The following is a 20,012-nucleotide window of genomic DNA, read 5'->3' as shown; positions in this document are numbered from 1 at the left end:
TAGTCGTTCGACTAGCTCCTCCCAATCCAATGCTTGTAACGAATCGCTCATGGCCACGGTGAATCATCTGCAACCATCACCGTCAAGGCTAAGTTAGCGCATATGGGGCTTGACCCGAGGATCCACGGCGGTCTCCATCAGCAGTAGGCATGGATCCTCGGCTCAAGGCCGAGGAGGACGGAGAATGGGGTTACGTTCGGCCAAACTCACCATCGGCACAACGCAATTGCGCGACGCTGCGCGTACCCCACCTCGCCCGGAACGGTTCTTGCACGGTTACTAATACATTTACCGTGGGGAGGCCAATTGTCATGGAATGGTGCATATCCGAAGAGTTCGTCCCTCTGATGCTCATTGTGAGTGGGCCGGAAAAATACAAGCTTGTTGCAAGCCTCGTGCAGGCTGCCGAGATGCTGACGGTTGGCTGGCCGATCGACGATGGAGACGAATATCTCATGGCGATTAGGGCATGCCGGGCTGCACTTCATGGCGAAATTCCGGCTGACGACGCGCGAGCAGCGCTGATCCGTGCCGCCGACGAAGCTGGCATTTCGGTGATAACAGCCGTTCACTGAGTTTTCGCAGCCGACGATAAAATGGCTCATGGGCTTTCATGCCAGCGCCCGCTCGTTGCGCCGCATGCGCAGGTCCATGAGCGGCTGCTGACGGAAGCCCGTCCAACAAAGTCGTGGAGCATCGTATCTCGGGCCACGGCGCTTCTGACCCGGATATGTCACGGAATTAGGCGCAGAGCTTTCCCCACCCTCCGTCATCTCGGCTCAAGCCCGAGGAGGAAGGAGGGCGGGTGATGTTCCGGCCAATTCCTCCGCCGAAGCAACTCGCGTCGTGCTTTACCTTACCTCACCTCAATACGGGGAATAGCACTGCTGGCGCGGGCCGTTATAGGGCTGGAAGGTGTTGTCGTAGGCGCGATAGGACCGGTAGCGGTTGGCGCACCAGGCGACGTGGCTTGAACCCATGCGGGGCCCGGGTGCGACGTAACGCGGCTGCGCGACGATGGCGCCGCCGATGACCGCGCCGGCGCCGAAGGCGGCGAGCGGATACCAGTAGCCGTTATAGTGACGATAGCCCGGGCGATAATAGGAATACCCGCGATAGCCGCCGTAATAGCCGGGCCGGTAATAAGCGCCGGGGCGATAGCCGGGCCGATAATAATCGCGGCGATAGTAGCGGCGGTATTGAACGTTCTCGATGGCGGAGGATTTTTCCACCTGCGGGGCGGTCGGCATCTGGATTGCCTGCGACGGCACGAACCCTGTCAGAACGACGGCGGCAGCCAGAACTGCGGTCGCGATCTTGTTACTCAAACCGAACATTCTTCTCTCCCATTCAACAGCGATAACCGCCTGTACAGCAACGCTTTCGTGCCCGAATGGTTCCGAAAGCGGCCGGGGGCCGGCTGCTTTCGTATTTCTAAAGAAATCGACCTGAACCGCGCATTAACCGGGAGGCCATCCTTGACGGTGTCGCCCGGAACGCGCTTTCGTCCTTTGTCGATGCATCTCGTCATCCCGGAACCGCTGCACGGTTCCGGGATTATGCATCAGGCGACCGCTGAAATTTTCGTCTGATCACCCTGCAGGCGGTTGACCATGAAGTTCGAATACCATTCGAGGAACTGCATGACGCCGCCCTCGTGCAGGGAGGAATAGGGGCCCGGTTCATAGGCCGGCGAGTGGATGCCGAAGGCGTTCTCCTCGACGATGCGGCGGTCCTGGTCGTTGGTCTCGGTCCAGACGTGGGTCAGTTCCTCGAGATTATAATCCACGCCTTCGACGGCGTCCTTGTGGACGAGCCACTTGGTCGTCACCGCCGTTTCGTTGGCGCTGAGCGGCAGCACCCGGAAGGAGATAGCATGGTCGCCGAGCAGGTGGTTCCACGTCGTCGGATAGTGGAAGAGCAGCATGGTGCCGATACGGTCGATCGCGATATCGTCGGCAATCCGGCGCTTGACGGCCGGCTTGCCCGACATGGTGTAGCTTTCGGCATCCTCGATCAGCGGCATGCGGGCGGTGCGGAACTGGCCGTCCGGCGAAATCTGGAACTTGCTCGGCAGGCCGGCGGCCTCGCAGCGCGCCCAATGGCCGGCAATCTCAGGATCGTCGGCGCCGCCATCGGTGCCGGTGACGCTCGGGGCTTCCGGATAGGTGCGGCAGAGTTCGGGATGATTGGCGGCGCAGTGATAGCACTCGCGGTTGTTTTCCCAGACGAGCTTCCAGTTGCCCTTCTCGATGATCGTGCTCTGGAAGGCGACCTTGCTCTCGCTGATCCGGTGCGGCGCGACATAGGGCTCGATCTTGTCGCGCACCGGCTGGAAGTCCGGAGCGGTGTTGGCAAGGCAGATGAAGACATAGCCTGCGACGATTTCACAATGAACGGGCTTCAGGTTGAAGCCGGTCTTGTCGAAATCATCGCCCATGTGGCGGGCGAAGGCGAGCTTGCCTTCGAGATCATAGGTCCACTGATGATAGGGGCAGACCAGACGCACGGAGGAGCCGTGCTCCTTGGTGCAGACGCGCGAGCCGCGATGGCGACAGCTGTTGTGGAAGGCGCGGATGACATTGTCTTTGCCGCGGACGACGACGACCGGGTAGCTGCCGATCTGGACGGTGAAATAGGCGCCTGGCTTCGGCAACTCGCAATCATGGCCGATGAACAGCCAGTCGCGATAATAGATCATCTCCATGTCGAGCTGGAAATAATCCTCGTCGATGTAAAACGGCCGTTCCAGGCTGAAGCCCTCACGGCGGTTCTTAAGCTGACGCAAAACGTTGCTGCGAATATCCATCTTCATGTCCTCGTGCACCCGGCGGAAGCGCGCCCGCTTCCTTCTCCTTCGGGAGAATTGTTCATGGCGCCCATTTAATCACCTGGACCCATTTAATCACCTGGCATCTCTGCCGCTCGGTTGTAATGCGACATCGGCTTCGAAATTGACGACAGGATGCGGCAGAGCTTGAATCCACCCATCCGGTCGACCTGCATCGGCCGACTCTGCAGGCAATTATCGTCAATTGCGACATGGCGTAAAGACCCGATCTACAAAGAGGCCGGCGGCCCGACAGCGACCGCCATCGCATTTGCGACATTGGCCGATTTCTGAACTGCAGGCGGTCGGCCACCCGCACCATCTTAACACCGCCTTAAGCATACGGTCCTATCCTGCTCGTGATCCGAGACCGACGAAGCACGCGAACCATGGCCAAACTCCGTTATTTCGACGCTAGAGATGCAAGCAGATCGCAGGAGCCGCAGCTGGTTGCCGCGCATTCCGAATTCCTGCGCACCGGCCGCATCCCGCGCGAGCGGCGGCACTGGCTGGCCGAGGAAAAGCGCTATTTCACCCATGACGAGGTCGCCGCCAAGACCGGCCGCAAGCTGCAGGTCGCCGGCGAGAAGACGCATCAGCACATCAACGGCTTCCACCACTCGATCCAGTTTCCGAAGATGATCTTCCACCGGACGCTGGAGGACAGCCCGCATCTCGGCTATTGCCACGTCACCGCGGCACGGACCAAATTCGCCCATTACGAAGAGGTCAGCTGGGCCTTCTACATCGCCAATTTTTATTCCGACATCGGCGAAAACGACAATTTCTTCGAACGCATCGATGTCGGCTATTCCCGCATGTATTTCGCCGTCGCCATCAGGGCCGGCGAGAACTCCCAGGAAAAGATGACCATCGACCGGTCGGTGCGCGGCAACGGCCTGCTCTTCCGCACCCACGATCCGCAGGCGGCCATCCGCAACATCCTGCTGCTCGGCGCCCGCAACGAACAGCTGCGCGAAATCATCCGGCAGCTGTGACGCGCACGCGTAGGGGCGCCCAACAACGCGATTGATCGCAAGCGGCGGAAAGCCTAAGGACTGCCGGGACCAAAGCATCGGGCAGCACATGGCACGCATCATCGACATAGAGGCAGACAGGCGGGCAGCACTTGAGGCGGCCTCAACCGCTCTTGCCGACGGCTTTGCCATCGCCATCCCGACCGAAACCGTCTACGGCCTTGCCGCCGACGCCACCAATCCGGCGGCGATCACCCGCATCTACGAGACCAAGGGGCGGCCGCGCTTCAACCCGCTGATCTGCCACATGGCCGATCTGGCGATGGCCGAAGAACACGCCGAATTCGACCCTGTCTCGCGGGCGCTCGCCACAGCCTTCTGGCCCGGGCCGCTGACGCTGGTGCTGCCGCTGAAACCACAAAGCCCGATCCATTCGCTGGCGACCGCCGGGCTCGACAGCGTCGGGGTGCGCGTGCCGAAAGGTTTTGCCGGCGCCCTGATCGGCGCCTTCGGGCGACCGCTCGCGGCCCCGAGCGCCAATACCTCGGGCGCGATCAGCGCGACGAGTGCTGCCCATGTCGAGGCCGATCTCGGGGCGAAGGTCCCGTTGATTCTCGATGCGGGCCCAAGCACCGTCGGCGTCGAATCGACCATCGTCAAGGTCGAAGGCGACCGGGTGCGGCTGTTGCGGCCCGGCGGCCTGGCGGCCCGCGAGATCGAGCGCATCGCAGGCCGGCCGCTGCTCAGAGCGAAGACGGCATCGGCAGCGATCGAAGCACCCGGCATGCTCGCCTCACACTACGCGCCTGGTGCCTCGGTGCGCCTCAACGCCATCACGGTCGACCCCGGCGAAGCGCTGATCGCCTTCGGCGGTGCTGCGGTCTCAGGCGCGGAGGCGGCACGGATCGTGCTTGATCTCAGCCCGCGCGGCGACTTGGCGGAGGCGGCGGCCAATCTTTTCGACTACATGAAGCGGGCCGATGCCAGCGGCGCTTCGAGCATCGCCTTCTCCGCCATTCCCGAGGAGGGGCTCGGCGAAGCGATCAACGACCGCCTGCAGCGGGCGGCGGCTCCGCGCGACTGACAGCCCCGATCAAATCGACGAAGGACCGACCCCGATGAGCAGCACCGGCATTTCCACCGAACTTCTCGACCGCTTCGCAGCCATCGTCGGCGATAAATACGCGCTGCGCAACGAGGCCGATCTTGCGCCGCATCTGGTCGAGAACCGCGGGCTCTATCACGGCTCCTCCCCTCTTCTGCTGAAGCCGGGCTCGGTCGAGGAAGTCTCCGATATCATGAAGCTTGCGACGGAGACCGGGACGGCGATCGTGCCGCAGACCGGCAATACCGGCCTTGTCGGCGGCCAGACGCCGCGTGCCGGCAAGGCCGATATCATCCTGTCGCTCGAGCGCATGAACCGGATCCGCGACGTCGATCCGGTGGCAAACGTGCTGGTCGCCGATGGCGGCGCCATTCTGGCCGATGTGCAAAAGGCAGCCGAGGCGCATGGACGGCTGTTTCCGCTGTCGCTCGGCTCCGAGGGCTCCTGCCGCATCGGCGGCAACCTTTCCACCAATGCTGGCGGCACGGCGGTGCTGGCCTACGGCAATATGCGTCAGCTCTGCCTCGGCCTCGAAGTGGTGCTGCCGACCGGCGAGATCTGGGATGGCTTGCGCCGGCTGAAGAAGGACAATACCGGTTACGACCTGCGCGATCTCTTCATCGGCGCCGAGGGCACGCTCGGCATCATTACCGGCGCGGTGCTGAAGCTGTTTCCCCAGCCGCTCGGCCACCAGGTGGCATTCGCCGGGCTGAATTCGGTGGCGGATGCGCTTGCTCTCTTCAACCTTGCCTCCAGCCTCTGCGGCGCCTCGCTCACCGGTTTCGAGCTGATGCCGCGTTTCGGCGTCGAAATCACCAGCCGTCACATCGACGGCGTGCGCGATCCGCTGGAGGCGGCCTATCCCTGGTACGTGCTGATCGACATTTCAACATCGGATTCGGCCGAGACGGCGGAGCGGATGATGAACGGCGTGCTGGAACAGGGTTTTGAGGCCGGGCTGGTGCTCGATGCGGCGATTGCCGCATCGGTGGCGCAGCAGAAGGCGATCTGGCACATGCGCGAAAGCATGTCGGACGCCCAGAAGCCGGAAGGCGGCTCGATCAAGCACGATGTTTCCGTGCCGGTGTCCAGGATCCCGCATTTCATGGCCGAGGCCGAAGAGGCCGTCATGGCGGCGATGCCCGGGGCCCGCATCTGCGCCTTCGGCCATATGGGCGACGGCAATATCCATTACAATATTTCCCAGCCGGTCGGCGCCGACAAGGCCGCCTTCATCGGCCGCTGGCGCGAAATGAACCACATCGTCCATGGGCTGGTGCTCGCCCATGGCGGCTCGATCTCGGCCGAGCACGGCATCGGCCAGCTGAAGCGCGACGAATTGGAGGCGATCCGCCCGGCCATTGAAATCGAGCTGATGCGCCGCATCAAGCGCGCCTTCGATCCGGCTGGCGTCATGAATCCTGGGAAGGTGGTCAGCCTCGACGTGTGAGGGTGGCGAGACCAGGCCCGTTCGACGATATCAGCCTGAAGGAAGACCCCTCCCCACAAGGGGGAGGGCAAACTTGCGGCCCGCATCGGCAATCAAAGTTAAGAGTCTCGCACGCTGTTACCGTTCCGCTGTCTCCGACGATGCGGTTTGTGCAGGGCAGCGCGGCATCTAAGCCCCTCCCCCTTGTGGGGAGGGGTTGGGGATCTTAGGACTACTGCGTACCGCCGCCGGTCAGGATCTGCAGGGCCGGCGATTGCTGGGTGGCGTTCTGGACGTCGTACATGGCGGTGAAGCGTCGCAGCAGCTTGTCGACCTTCTTCGGATCCTGGAGATCCTCGAGCTTGACGAAGCGATTGATAAGGTCGGCCTGCTTGGCAACGTCCATGCCCGATATCTGCGAGGGCAGGCTGTAGGCTGTGGTGATCACCTGATAGAGCGCCTTGTCGCCGAGGATCGAATAGATCGAAGTGATGCTCGGGGCCTTGCGGCTGAAATAGAGCGCCAGGCGCACACCATCGTTGCTTTCGCCCTGCTGGGTTTCCAAAGTCTGCTTGACATAGAGGTCCTGAGTATGCGCCTCGGCCGCCTTGTTCTGGATGGCGCCAATCTTGGCGCGGGTGAGATTGCCGTCCTTGTCGAAGTTGAAGGCGGCGACGATATCCTTGAAGCGCGCATCGGCCTTGGTGTTCAGGTAGCTCTTCTTGTCGTCGGGATCCGAGGTGAAGATCTTCTTCAGCGTCGCCTTGTCGTAATCCTTCGGGTCGAGGTTATTGGCCTTCAGCACCAGACCGGTGAGGCGGCTGTCGTCGAGGAAATCGTCGAGCGACTGTACCTTCGCCATGCCCTTGGCGAAATAATCCACCTCGGCCGTCGCGTCCTTCGATGCCTTGTCCTTCACCGGGCCGGCCTTCAGCAGCATGGTGACATGCGCCTTGTAGTCGGTGGCGTATTTGGCCAGGGTCGCGTCGGGCAGCGCCTGCAGAGGTGCTGCCGCCTTGCCGTCGGGGCCGAAATTGAAGGCGCGAGCCATATTGGTGATGCGTTCGTCCTTCAAGGAGGCGATATAACCGTTCGGGTCGTAGGCATCGCTCGTCAGGATCTTACGCATCATCGAGCGCGGCACCTCCTGGTCGGTCAGGCCGAAAGCTTGCAGCGCCACATGATAGGGATCCGGCAGATTGTCGTTGCTCTTCTTGAAATCGGCGGCGGAATTGGTGCGCAGGAAATCATTGACCGATTTGATCTCGGCCGTATCGAGCAGGCTGTTGCTGTCGGCCATCATGCTCGAATAATTGGACGCGACCTCGTCGATCGCCTCTTCGCGCTCGTCGTCATAGCGCGCCATATAATTGTCATTGGTGGTCTGCGCCTGATCGGCCGTCTGGACGGAGCTCACGACCGGCAGCGTGCCATCGGCGGCGAAGTTGAAATCGGCGTTGAGATCGGCATAACCGGCGGCTGAGGCGGCCGTCGCATCGGTCAGGTAGCTCTTCAGGTCGGCGTCCGAGATATTGGACGGCAGATTGTAGGTGCTCTTCAGGAAATTGGTGATGGCGGGATCGGCGATGAGATCGTCGATATTGGCGATCGTCGCCATCCGGGCGGAATAATCGTCAGTGCGGGCGCCGGCGGCAATTTTCGTATTAGTGATCTGTGCCGCCGTCTGCGCCGCCAGGCCGTCCTTGAGAGAGCCGTCCGCCTTGAAATTGAAGGCGGCGGCGACATCGGCATAGGTGCCGGTGCCGCTCTGATCGGTCAGGATGCTGCGAAGAGCAACGTCGGTGACGGTGGACGGGATGCCGAAGGCGTTGCGCACGAAATTGTTGAGCTTCTGGTCCGACAGCAGTTGATCGACATTGGCGATGCCGGCGATGGTTGCCTGGTAATAGACGGCGGCGTTGTCGGCCTTGCTGGCAGTGCTGGCGCTTTGCGCGGCCGTCTGCGTGGCATAGAGAGTGGCGACCGAGCCGTCGGTCTTGAAATTGAAGAGATCGTGGACGTCGCCATAGCCCTGGGCGCTGGCGGCGGCGGGATCGACGAGGAAGGTCCTCAGCGTCGCATCGGAGACGCTGTCGGCGATCTGCATGCTGGTTCTGAGATAGCTGACCGCAACGGGATCGGACATGATGTCGTCGACATCGGTGACACTGTCGATCATGGCGTTGAAGTGGGCCGCGTTCGCCGCCGATTTGTCGGTGGTCGACTTGCGCTGCGTGTCCGTCTGGATCACCGAACCATTGATTGATCCATCCGCCTGGAAGTTGAAATCGGCATTGAGATCGGCATGACCCTGGGCGGAGGCGTAGGCAGAGTCAGTCAGGATGTTCTTCAGATCGGCATTGCTGAAATCCGTGCCGAGACCGTAGGCGTCCTTGATGTAACGCGCCAAGTTTCCATCGGCGAGCAGGTCGTCGACATTGGTGATGCTGCTCGATTGCGAGGTCACCTTATAATAATTGGCGGTGAGCGACGCCGCCGACGACAGCTTGTTCGCCTGGTCGAGCGTCCGGACACGCGCGGTGTTCGAGGTCGAACCGTCCGACTTGAAGTTGAAGGCGTTGTAGACGTTGGTAAAACCCATCAGCTGGGCATAGCCGGGATCGGTCAGGACCGTGCGCAGCGCCGCCGCAGTGAAGTCAGCGCCCATGCTGTAGGCCGTCGTGATGTAGGAGGTCAGGCGTTTGTCGGCGACCAGATCGTCGACATTGGTGATCGTGCCGATCTTGGCGGTATAATAGGCCTTATTGTAGTCGGCCGCCGTCTTGTTGACGTAGACGACGTCGGAGCCGACCGAATTGTCGATGATGACGGACTGGGAATTCAGCGTGTAGGTTTCGATGACCGAAGCCTTCTGCGCCGCCGTCTGGGCCGTGCCGGTGACCGTGCCGTCGGCGTTGAAGCTGAACTGGGCGGCCAGCGCCTTGTACTTGTCGCCGCCCTGCGTGTTGACGACGCTCGTGGGGTCGCTGAGATCGCTCGTCAGCACCTGGCGCAGAAAATCCTTCGACGCATAGGTGGGATCGATGTTGAAGGTCTTCAGCACATAGGTGCGAAGCCTGGTGTTGTTGACCAGGTCGTCGACGGTCTTCACGCTGTCGATATTGTTGCCGTAATAGGTGCTCTCGGCGGTCGCCGCCTTGTCGGCGTCGAGGAAGGACTGCTTGTAGAGGCCGATGAGATCGTCCTCCTGCGCCTCCGTCTGCACGTCCTTGTCAGGCGCATTGAAATTGAAGGCGGCGGCGAATTCGCGGTAGCGCGTATCGGAGAGCTTGTTGGCGTAGCTGTTGGGGTCGGTGAGGTCGCTTTCCAGCACCTTCTTCATGAAGGCCTTGGCGTAGGTCATGTCTTCAAGGCCATAGGCCTTCATCGCATAGCTGTAGAGCTTGTAATCGCCGAGGAAGTCGTCGACGTTGGTGACCTTGTTGATATGGTCGGCGTAATACTGAGCGTCCTTCTTGACCGTCGCCTGCGACGCGACCTTGTTCAGGCTCGACGTCATGTCCTTCGACAGGATCGTGTAAGCGAGGGAAGCCGTGATCATCAAACGCGCCCTTTTCGGCAAAATCTCTAAAAGAACGAACTGCTGGTAAGCATATTTTGCCACGGAAAACTTACCTGAGACTTACCTCAGGATGCATCATTTCAGCACGCCACCCCGTTCACCTTCCGGAAACCCTGCCGGATTCGGTTTTGATAACCATCAGAGGAGGCAAAGTTTTCTTAACCGCAATTTTTAAGCTGTACGGAAGGGCGGGTGCCTATTGTCGGCCATAGAGGACGAAAAGTCCCAAGGAGAAGACCGGAAACGGCTCTCAGGTAAGACAAGGGTAGAATGACATGAACAATCCCGTAATGAAGCCCGCCTGGGCTGGTACGACGCTGCGCCTCGATCCGTCCCGCTTTCCGCAGCAGGTCAGCTACGCCATCCATGATTGTTCGGATGACGTCAATATCACCATAGACGAACGCGGTGCGGTCCTGCGCAAGGTCCTCCCCTCCAGCGGCCTGCCGCTCTCGATTGCGCTGCCGAAGCGCGTCTTCCAAGGTGTTGCCGCCCGCGCCATCGACCATGGCGACGGCGAGGTGACCGTCACGCTCGAACTCCATCACGCCGATCCGGAACTCTGCATTCCGCTGCTTGTCGCCCATGATCTCAGCGATATCGCCGCCGACTGGCGCGGCTGGTCGGAAGCCTTCCGCATTCCGATGCTGATGGTCGAGGCCGACGGCGTCGCCCGGCCGCTCGAAGACCATATCGGCGCCTTGCGCACCAGCGACCTCAAGCCGCGCCGCCGTCATTCCTACTTCGCCAACCGCCGCCCGCGCTTCCTCGTGCGCCGCACCACCGGCCAGCTCGGCGTCGCCATGCGGATCGAAGGTAAGGAAATCATCGCCCGCAACTGAACGAAATCGCGACACTTCGTTTTCGCAACCATTTTGAAACCCGGCGTCCGCGCCGGGTTTTTTGCCGTTTCATTCAGGGAATGGCAAAGAGCAGCGAGACGAAGAGGCCGAAGAAGATGATCAGGCCGACGCGATTGTTCGACTTGAAAAGCGCCAGGCATTGGGCGGCATCGTCGATATCGAGCCGGACGATCTGCCAGGCGAACATGCCGGCGGCACCGAGCAAGGCCAGGAAGGCGATGAGATTGGCGTCGGCGAGCAGGAAAGCGGCAAACATCAGCACCAGCGTCAGCCCGTAAAGGCCGATCAGCCATGCCCTCGTCCTGTCGCCGAATAGGCGGGCGGTCGAGCGGACGCCGATCAGTTCGTCGTCCTCCTTGTCCTGATGGGCGTAGATCGTGTCGTAACCGATCGTCCAGGCGACGGAGGCGGCGTAGAGCAGGACGGAGGCAAAGGAAAGGCCGCCCAAAATGCCGGCCCAGCCCATCAGCGCGCCCCAGGAGAAGGCAAGCCCGAGGTAGAATTGCGGCCAGTCGGTGAAACGTTTGGCATAGGGATAAAGCGCGACGATGCCGAGCGAGAGCAGCCCCAGGAGGACGGTGAACCAGTTGAACTGCAAGAGCACGAACAGCCCGACCAGCGCCTGCAGGCCGATGAAGATCTTCGCGTGGGCGCGCGTGACGCGGCCGGAGGGGAGCGGACGCGAGCGCGTGCGCGCCACTTCCATGTCGATCTCGTGGTCGACGAGATCGTTATAGGTGCAGCCGGCGCCGCGCATGGCGACCGCGCCGATGAAATAGAGCAGAAGATGAGACACCAGCAGGCTGCCGGAATAAAGCCCCTCGCCGATCGCCGCATTGGCGGCAAGGGTCGCCGACCAGAAACACGGCCACATCAGCAACTGCCAGCCGATCGGGCGATCCCACCGGGCGAGCTGCGCATAGGGCCAAAGCCATGGCGGCAGGATCCGGTAGACCCAGTTATCGGAAGGTGCGTCGGAGACGCGATCGTGGAAGTCGCCGGTATCTTGCATGCCGCCATCTAGCGACCGGCCGGCGATCCGGTCAAGAAGCGATCTCTTGTCTTATGCATGTCGTTGTCCCGGAACCGCTGCGCGCTTCCGGGCGACATGCATTGGATGTTTGATGCATGTCGTTGTCCCGGAACCGCTGCGCACTTCCGGGCGACATGCATTGGATCACTGCAGGGAGAAATTGAACTTGTAAGTCGCCGAAACGCCGATCAGGACCTGGTTCTTCGAGCCGCGGTCGCGCACCAGGCTGCTGTCGGCGGCGGGACCGGCCAGCCGCTTATATTCCAGGAAGGAGCTTGCCGAGAGGTTTTCGGTCGCCTTCCATGTCAGCGCCGCGCCGGCGCCATAGGACTGCATGCCCGCCGACGGCTTGTAAGGATCAAGGCCGCTTGCGGCGGCGTGCTTGGCGCTGACGCCGTAATAGGCGTCATAATAGCCTCTTGTGGCAAATGTCGCGCGCGGGCCGCCCGACAACTGCAGGTCGGGCGCGATATCGGTGAAGGCATCGATCGCAAGATCGGCAACAACGCCGTCATGCGAGCGGATGCCCTGACGGACCTCGGCGCGGGCGCGCAGGAAATCTGTGGGGTAAACCTCGACGAAGCCGCCGGCTTCCGCCCCCCATTTGACCTTCCTCAAGCCCTTCAGGTCATTGTCGTCACCGGCATCGCGCGAGGGGATGAATTTGCCGACGAGGCCGGCGCGGAAGGCGCCCTTGTCGATGAGGGCGAAGGACGGATTGTCGTTGCGTGAGGAGAAACGCGGGCCGGCGCCTTGGCGACCGACCGAAATCAGCGGGCTGAACTTGAATTCATTATGCGACGAGCCCTCGAATTTCGGCGCCGAGAAACCGGCGACGCCGACGTTCAGATACCAGTCGCCCGACCAGAAATGCTGGCCGCTTTCCTGCGCCGCCGCTGAACCAAAAGAGAAAAGAGCAATAGCCAAAGAGATCGATACGACTGATCGATGAGACACGTCCGCACTCCAGAAAACGCAAAAACAAAGCCGCGGAGAGCGGCGATGGCTACATTTATCGTGAGGTCGTTACGCCAATGTTAACCACGGGCACGAGATTACGCGGCAGGAGGGCGGTGAGAACCGCCCCTCATCCGCCTGCCGGCACCTCTCCCAGTAAACGGGGCGAAGGGGGATAGCCGCAGCCTCTCCGTTCCTCGCACACCTCGCGCAGGGCACGTCCCCTCTCCCCGTTTTTTACGGGGAGAGGGTTAGGGTGAGGGGCCGGTCGTTCATGCGGTATCCGACCAAAGGCAAACCCACCCCGCAGCCGCTTTATCTCTGGTTCCACCGGCGAATGACCGGCTCCGTCAGATCATGTTCGTAACCGAGCACGCTGATGGAAGCCGTATCCAGCACGAAATGCGCGCCACCTTGCGGCGGCAGGCCAAGCCAGCGGGCGGCGAGCACACGCAGGAAATGCGAACTCGAGAAGATCAGGATGGTGCCCGCCGCCTCGCGAAGCGCGTGGATGACGCTGTCTGCGCGGGCGCCGGCGTCGGCCGCCGTTTCGCCATTCGGGCAGCCGTCGCGAAAGAGCCGCCAGCCGGGACGCTCCGCCAGGATCGCCTTGGTGGTGACGCCTTCATAGGCGCCATAGTCCCATTCTGCGAGATCGTCGCGGATCACCGCAGCCGATCCGAAGCCGGCGAGCGCGCAAGTTTTGCGGGCACGCGCCGACGGGCTCGACCAGACGGCGGAGAAGGCGTGGCCGGCGAGCCGCTCGGCAAGCTTGCGGGCGGCTTCCTCACCGTTGGCGGTCAGCGGGATATCGCTGCGGCCGGTATGGCGCCCGGACAGGCTCCATTCGGTTTCGCCGTGCCGGACGAGATAGATCTCGGGAAACGCACTGCTCATCGGCATGACCTTTCATCACATCCCGCCGCTGCCGCTCAGAATGTTACCTTTTCGAGCGGCGCGCGCCTCGCCTCGAATTCCTTCAGCCTGGCTTCGTTGCGGGCGATGTAACTGCGGTTGTCGGGAACGGCGAACTGGTTCTTGGCGATCTGGATCTGCAGGATGAAGAGTTCGTCCCAGCGGAAGCCGATTTCCGAGCCGGCCAGATAGAATTCCCACATGCGGAAGAACTGCTCGTCGTAAAGCGCCACCGCTTCGGCCTTGCGCGCCACGAAGCGCTCGCGCCAGTGGCGCAGCGTATAGGCATAATGCATCGGCAGGATTTCGACGTCCCTAACCAGCAGCCCGGCCTTTTCAAGCGGCGGCACGACTTCGCCGACGGACGGGATATAACCGCCGGGAAAAATATACTTCTCGATGAAGGCATTGGTGCCGAAGGCCGGCTTCGGACGGCCGATCGAATGCAGCACCATGACGCCGTTGTCGTCGAGCAGATCCGAGACCTTGCGGAAGAAATGGGGGTAATGACCGATCCCGACATGCTCGAACATGCCGACCGAGACGATGCGGTCGAATTTTCTGCCGGTGAGCGTGCGGTAATCCTGCAGCTCGAAACGCACGCGCTCGCCAAGGCCGCGCTTTTCGGCACGGGTGCGGGAGACCTTCAGCTGCTCCTCGCTGAGCGTAATGCCGGTGAAATCGGCGCCTTCGGTCGCCTCCGTCAGATACATGCCCATGCCGCCCCAGCCGGAACCGATTTCCAGGATGCGCTGGTTCGGTTCGAGCAAGAGCTTGGCGGCGATATGGCGTTTCTTGGCGAGCTGCGCCTCGTCAAGCCCGATGCCCGGCGGTTCAAAATAGCCGCAGGAATATTGCCAATCCTCATCGAGGAAGAGATCGAAGAGCTTGGCCGACAGGTCGTAGTGATGGGCGACATTGTGCTTGTTGCGATTGACCGGCACGCGGTTCTTCAGCTGCTGCCAAGCAATGCGGCCGACGAGCAGAGCCGCCATCTTGAAATCGAAGATTTCGTTGGTGGTGTTCTGTTTCACCAGCGACAGGAAATCGTAGATATTGCCCTGTTCGAGAATGAACCGGCCCTGCATGTACATCTCGCCGAGCTTCATCGTCGGGTCGCGGCGGATGGCGTCCTCAGCCTCCTGATCGGCAAGCCGGGCGACCACCATGTCCCCGGTGCCGTCGCCGATCATGTAGGTGTCGCCATTGGCAAGGGTAAGTTCCAACGAACCCTTACGGATGATTTGCTGGACGATCGAAAGGAAAGCCGACGCCATGGACGCCTCGCAAATGTGACAGGATGGTCACATCAACTTAGGCGATCTCTTTCGCCTTACAAGCGCCGGATTTAGCACTCTCGAAATAACGCTGCCAAACTGTGGCATTTTTGCCGAAATGGCAGCTAAATCCTTATTTTCGCTTCATGGCTTCGGCAAGGGCGGCGCCGAAAGCACCCTGGCTCTCCGGCTTGGGAGAGGCCGGCCGTCTTTCGTTCTGCGGCCGCGAGCCCTGGTTTCCGCGAGAATCACCGCGCGGCGGCGGCGCTGCAGAACCGTCGTCGCGTTTCATCGACAGAGCGATGCGCTTGCGTTTGGCGTCGACCTCGACGACCCGCACCTTGACGACATCGCCCGCCTTGACGACCTCATGCGGATCCTTGACGAAACGATCGGCGAGCTGCGACACATGCACCAGACCGTCCTGGTGCACGCCGATATCGACGAAAGCGCCGAAGGCGGCGACATTGGTCACCGTTCCCTCAAGCACCATCCCGGGCTTCAGGTCGGAAATTTCATTGACGCCCTCGGCGAAGGTCGCGGTCTTGAAGCTCGGGCGCGGGTCTCGGCCGGGCTTCTCCAGCTCGGCGATGATGTCGCGCACCGTGGGCAAGCCAAATTTCTCGTCGATAAACTGGCGCGGATCGACCGCTTTCAGCATGGCGCTATCGCCCATCAGCGCGCGCAGGTCCCGGCCGCAGGCGGCGACGATCTTCTTGGCGACGCCATAGGCCTCCGGGTGGACGGAGGAAGCGTCGAGCGGCTCCTTGCCGTTCGGGATGCGCAGGAAGCCGGCGCATTGCTCGAAGGTGCGGCCGCCGAGGCGGGCGACCTTCAACAGATCGCGCCTCGTCTCGAAGCGGCCCTCGCTGTCGCGGTGGCGGACGATGGCGTCGGCAATCGAGGGCCCGAGGCCGGAGACGCGCGACAGCAGCGGCGCCGAGGCGGTATTGAGATCGACGCCGACGGCATTCACCGCGTCTTCGACCACGGCATCGAGCGAACGCGACAGCTTCTGCTGGTCGACATCGTGCTGATACTGGCCGACGCCGATCGACTTCGGCTCGATCTTGACGAGTTCGGCGAGCGGATCCTGCAGACGGCGGGCGATGGAGACGGCGCCGCGCAGCGACACGTCGAGATCGGGAAACTCCGCCGCTGCGGTTGCCGAAGCGGAATAGACCGAGGCGCCGGCTTCCGAGACGATGACCTTGGTCGGCTTCGGCGCCGGCAGTTCGGCCAGCATGTCGGCCACCAGCTTTTCCGTCTCGCGGCTGCCGGTGCCGTTGCCGATCGAGATCAGCTCGACATTGTGCTTGCGGATCAGCGATGCGAGCTCGATCTGGGCGCCGCGCACGTCGTTCCGCGGCTGGAAGGGATAGACCGTCGAGGTCGCAACCACCTTGCCGGTGCCGTCGACGACGGCGACCTTGACGCCGGTGCGGATGCCGGGATCGAGACCCATCGTGGCGCGCGAGCCGGCGGGGGCGGCGAGTAGCAGATCCTTGAGATTGCGGGCGAAGACGTGGATCGCCTCCTCTTCGGCCCTCTCGCGCAATTCGCGCATCAGGTCGAGCGACAGCGACATGGAAAGCTTGACGCGCCAGGTCCAGCTCGCGACCTCCATCAGCCAGCGGTCACCGGGGCGGCTTGCGCCGATCTCATAGGCTGCAGCAATCATCCGTTCGACCGGCTTGTTCGGCGAGGCGGTCTCGGCGTCGGCCTCGATCGTCAGCGTCAGCACCTCCTCGTTCCAGCCGCGCAGCATGGCGAGCGCGCGGTGACCGGGGGCGGTCGCCCAGCGTTCGGAATGGTCGAAATAATCGGAAAATTTTTCGCCCGTCGCCTGCTTGCCGTCGACGACCTTGGCCTTCAGCAGCGACGCCTGGCGCATATGGGCGCGCAATCTGCCGAGCAGGTCGGCATTTTCGGCAATGCCTTCGGCGATGATGTCGCGCGCGCCTTCGAGCGCCGTCTTCACATCGACGACATCAGCGGTGATGAAGCCTTCGGCGAGCACCGCCGGCTCCCGGCCGCGCTCGGCAAGGATCGCCTCGGCAAGCGGGCCGAGGCCGCGTTCGCGGGCGATTTCGGCGCGGGTGCGGCGTTTCGGCTTATAGGGCAGATAGAGGTCTTCGAGCTCGGCCTTGGTTTCGGCGCCGGCCACTTTGCCCATCAGCTCGTCGGTCATCTTGCCCTGACCGGTGATCGATTCGACGATTGCGGCGCGGCGGGCTTCGAGTTCGCGCAGATAGACCAGCCGCTCGGCAAGATTGCGCAACTGCGTATCGTCAAGCCCGCCCGTCACTTCCTTGCGGTAGCGGGCGATGAAAGGCACGGTGGCGCCTTCGTCGAGCAGCTCGATGGCGGCTTTGGCCTGTTCCGGCCGGGCGCTGATTTCGGCCGAGATGCGGGCAGCGAGAAAGCGGAGGTCAGCGGCCATGGGATTTCCTGTTTCGACGAAAGTTGCGGGACCATAGCGGCGAAAAGCGGCAAGGCAATGCCCGACTGTGGTTTCCACAGCGGAAGTTTATGGATGGAGGGCCACACGGCACAACGCAAACCAACCATCCACCCCATCGCTCTCTTCCGTTTTTGCGGTTGTGCAGATGCGGCATTCTTTGATAGCAGAAGCAACGTTTTGGATCGCCCTGCCCGCGGGCGCAAGGAAAAGTGTGACATGCCAAACCTTCTTCTCGAACTCCGCTCCGAAGAGATTCCGGCTCGCATGCAGCGCAAGGCTGCCGGCGACCTGAAGAAGCTCGTCACCGATGCGCTCGTCGAAGCGGGTCTTTCCTATGAGGGCGCCCGCGAATACTGGACGCCGCGGCGGCTGGCGCTCGACATTCATGGCTTGACGGCCCGCTCGGCCGACGTGCGCGAGGAGCGCAAGGGGCCGCGCACCGACGCCAACGAGAAGGCGATCGAAGGTTTCTTGCGCGGCGCCGGTCTTTCCTCGGTCTCCGAGGCGCAGGTGGTCAGCGATCCGAAGAAGGGCGATTTCTACGTCGCGGTCATTTCGAAGCCCGGCCGCGCGGCGGAAGGGATCGTCGCCGAGGTGATGCCCGGCATCATCCGCGACTTTCCCTGGCCGAAGTCGATGCGCTGGGGCAAGGCTTCCTCCAGGCCCGGCCCGCTGCGCTGGGTGCGACCGCTGCAATCGATCGTCTGCACCTTCGGCCCCGAGCATGAAGAAACCGTCGTCATTCCCTTCGAGATCGACGGCATCACCGCCTCCAACGTCACCTACGGCCATCGTTTCCACGCGCCCGAGGCGATCACCGTCCGGCGTTTCGACGATTATGCGGCGAGCCTCGAAAAGGCGAAGGTCATCCTCGACGCCGAGCGGCGCAAGGACATCATCCTGCATGACGCGCGCGACATCGCCTTCGCCAACGGGCTGGAACTGGTGGAAGACGAAGGCCTGCTGGAGGAAGTCTCCGGTCTCGTCGAATGGCCGCAGGTACTGATGGGGTCCTTCGAGGAGGATTATCTCTCCATCCCCTCGGAAATCATCCGGCTGACGATCAAGACCAACCAGAAGTGCTTCGTCACGCGCAAGCAGGGCGAGGACACGCTGTCGAACCGGTTCATTCTCGTCTCCAACATCCAGGCGCATGACGGCGGCAAGGAAATCGTCCACGGCAACGGCAAGGTGGTGCGAGCCCGGCTTTCGGATGCGCTGCATTTCTGGAAGCGCGACCAGGGCGACCTGCCGGATCTGGAGACGCTCAACGCTTCGGCGGCAAGGTTCGGCCTCGATCTGCAGAAGCCGCTCGACCAGCGCATGGCCAAGCTCGATGCGCTCGACGTCACCTTTCACGCCAAGCTCGGCACGCAGGGCGCGCGCGTCGCCCGCATCCGCGCGCTGGCCGGTGAATTGGCAAAGATCACAGGCGCGGATACGGCGCTCACCGATCGCGCCGCCGTGCTCGCCAAGGCCGATCTGCGCACCGAAGCGGTCGGGGAATTCCCGGAACTGCAGGGCCTGATGGGCCGCAAATATGCGGGGCTGCAGGGTGAGAACGCTTCCGTTGCCGCGGCCATCGAAGACCATTACAAACCGCAAGGCCCGTCCGATCGTGTTCCCGCCGACAAGGTGGCGATCACCGCCGCGCTCGCCGACAAACTGGATACGCTGATCGGCTTCTGGGCGATCGGCGAAAAGCCGACGGGCTCGAAGGATCCCTTCGCGCTGCGCCGTGCCGCCCTTGGCGTCGTCAGGATCCTGCTGGAGCGCAATGTCAGGCTGCCGCTACTGAAGCTGATGAGCCAGACGTCGCTGCTCGCCAAGACGAGTGGCGATGCGGTGTTTGCCTTCGCAGCCGATCCGGCCGAGACTTTCTTCGACCTGCTCTCCTTCTTCCACGACCGTCTCAAGGTCTATCTGCGTGACCAGGGTGCCCGCCACGATCTCATCGACGCGGTGCTGACATCTGATGCCGACGACCTGTTGATGGTGGCGCGCCGCGTCGAAGCGCTGACGGCCTTTATCACCTCCGAGGACGGCAAGAATCTGCTTGCCGGCACCAAGCGCGCCACACAGCTGCTCGCCGCCGAGGAGAAGAAGGGCACAGTGATCGCCGATGCCGTTTCGCCGGCGCTGCTGAAGCTCGATGCCGAGAAGGAGCTGTTCGCGGCAATCTCCAGTGCGTCGAAAGAAGCGGCGGGTGCCGTTGCCGGAGAAGATTTCCGCTCGGCGATGGCAGCGCTTTCCAAGCTGCGTGGCCCGGTCGACCGCTTCTTCGAAGACGTGCTCGTCAACGACGAGGACGCCGCCATCCGCGCCAACCGCCTGGCCTTGCTGCGGCTGATCCGCGAAGCGACGGGAACGGTGGCGGATTTCTCGAAGATTTCGGGGTAAGAGCCGGGGTTCGGTTGGGTGCTTTACGGTGACACAGCGCGTGCGGCCGTGCGTCCTCGGGTCAAGCCCCATATGCGCTAACTTAGCCTTGACGGTGATGGTTGCAGATGATTCACCGTGGCCATGAGCGATTCGTTACAAGCATTGGATTGGGAGGAGCTAGTCGAACGACTAGGCTC

At 62.2% G+C, this 20,012-nt stretch carries 14 protein-coding genes; 6 read left to right on the top strand and 8 right to left on the bottom strand.

The window, feature by feature from the left end:
• Positions 1–311 precede the first annotated feature (311 nt).
• Complete coding sequence (locus ATY75_RS27105) at positions 312–575, top strand: DUF982 domain-containing protein (RefSeq protein ID WP_088939904.1); 264 nt, start codon at positions 312–314, stop codon at positions 573–575.
• Between the two features lie 291 nt (positions 576–866).
• On the opposite strand, the gene ATY75_RS27100 is transcribed toward ATY75_RS27105, so the two are convergent.
• Together ATY75_RS27100 and ATY75_RS27095 are read right to left on the bottom strand one after the other, a co-directional pair.
• Positions 867–1,337, bottom strand: coding sequence for a BA14K family protein (locus tag ATY75_RS27100; RefSeq protein ID WP_064837053.1), 471 nt, complete (start codon positions 1,335–1,337; stop codon positions 867–869).
• A gap of 227 nt (positions 1,338–1,564) precedes the next feature.
• The gene (locus ATY75_RS27095) at positions 1,565–2,809 is read right to left on the bottom strand and encodes an aromatic ring-hydroxylating dioxygenase subunit alpha (RefSeq protein ID WP_064841275.1); all 1,245 of its coding nucleotides are present in this window, start codon (positions 2,807–2,809) and stop codon (positions 1,565–1,567) included.
• Between the two features lie 410 nt (positions 2,810–3,219).
• On the opposite strand from ATY75_RS27095, the gene ATY75_RS27085 reads away from it, so the two are divergent.
• The 3 genes from ATY75_RS27085 to ATY75_RS27075 all read left to right on the top strand — a co-directional run bounded on the left by ATY75_RS27085 (position 3,220) and on the right by ATY75_RS27075 (position 6,362).
• Positions 3,220–3,828: a DUF6656 family protein gene (locus ATY75_RS27085; protein ID WP_088939903.1), complete on the top strand. Its 609-nt coding sequence runs from the start codon at positions 3,220–3,222 to the stop codon at positions 3,826–3,828.
• Between the two features lie 88 nt (positions 3,829–3,916).
• Entirely contained in the window at positions 3,917–4,891 is a 975-nt protein-coding gene (locus tag ATY75_RS27080) for an L-threonylcarbamoyladenylate synthase (RefSeq protein WP_088939902.1), read from the top strand.
• 34 nt (positions 4,892–4,925) lie between these two features.
• On the top strand, positions 4,926–6,362 hold the full coding sequence (locus tag ATY75_RS27075) for an FAD-binding oxidoreductase (protein WP_088939901.1): 1,437 nt from the start codon (positions 4,926–4,928) through the stop codon (positions 6,360–6,362).
• A gap of 211 nt (positions 6,363–6,573) precedes the next feature.
• Here the strand turns inward: ATY75_RS27075 and ATY75_RS27070 are convergent, their stop codons facing one another.
• Positions 6,574–9,903: a DUF1217 domain-containing protein gene (locus ATY75_RS27070; protein ID WP_088939900.1), complete on the bottom strand. Its 3,330-nt coding sequence runs from the start codon at positions 9,901–9,903 to the stop codon at positions 6,574–6,576.
• Between the two features lie 296 nt (positions 9,904–10,199).
• Here ATY75_RS27070 and ATY75_RS27065 point away from each other — a divergent pair, with 296 nt between their 5' ends.
• A complete protein-coding gene (locus tag ATY75_RS27065) occupies positions 10,200–10,766 on the top strand; it encodes a DUF6101 family protein (RefSeq protein WP_064837041.1) in 567 nt (188 codons plus the stop codon).
• A gap of 73 nt (positions 10,767–10,839) precedes the next feature.
• Here the strand turns inward: ATY75_RS27065 and ubiA are convergent, their stop codons facing one another.
• From ubiA to ATY75_RS27040, 5 genes are all read right to left on the bottom strand, one after another.
• On the bottom strand, positions 10,840–11,799 hold the full coding sequence (ubiA, locus tag ATY75_RS27060; RefSeq protein ID WP_088939899.1) for a 4-hydroxybenzoate octaprenyltransferase: 960 nt from the start codon (positions 11,797–11,799) through the stop codon (positions 10,840–10,842).
• Between the two features lie 165 nt (positions 11,800–11,964).
• The gene (locus ATY75_RS27055; protein ID WP_088939898.1) at positions 11,965–12,777 is read right to left on the bottom strand and encodes a MipA/OmpV family protein; all 813 of its coding nucleotides are present in this window, start codon (positions 12,775–12,777) and stop codon (positions 11,965–11,967) included.
• 315 nt (positions 12,778–13,092) lie between these two features.
• Entirely contained in the window at positions 13,093–13,674 is a 582-nt protein-coding gene (locus ATY75_RS27050) for a histidine phosphatase family protein (RefSeq protein ID WP_088939905.1), read from the bottom strand.
• Between the two features lie 35 nt (positions 13,675–13,709).
• Positions 13,710–14,969 carry a cyclopropane-fatty-acyl-phospholipid synthase family protein gene (locus tag ATY75_RS27045; RefSeq protein ID WP_088939897.1) on the bottom strand — a complete coding sequence of 420 codons (1,260 nt, stop codon included), beginning with the start codon at positions 14,967–14,969 and terminating at the stop codon, positions 13,710–13,712.
• Between the two features lie 133 nt (positions 14,970–15,102).
• On the bottom strand, positions 15,103–17,412 hold the full coding sequence (locus tag ATY75_RS27040) for a Tex family protein (RefSeq protein WP_088939896.1): 2,310 nt from the start codon (positions 17,410–17,412) through the stop codon (positions 15,103–15,105).
• Between the two features lie 237 nt (positions 17,413–17,649).
• Here ATY75_RS27040 and glyS point away from each other — a divergent pair, with 237 nt between their 5' ends.
• On the top strand, positions 17,650–19,833 hold the full coding sequence (glyS, locus tag ATY75_RS27035) for a glycine--tRNA ligase subunit beta (protein WP_088939895.1): 2,184 nt from the start codon (positions 17,650–17,652) through the stop codon (positions 19,831–19,833).
• Positions 19,834–20,012 lie beyond the last annotated feature (179 nt).

Origin of the sequence: Rhizobium sp. N122 (assembly GCF_002211295.1) — a bacterium.
Lineage (GTDB): Bacteria > Pseudomonadota > Alphaproteobacteria > Rhizobiales > Rhizobiaceae > Rhizobium.
The sequence above is the reverse complement of the archived record's forward strand: the minus strand, read 5'-3'. Positions and strand labels throughout refer to the sequence as shown.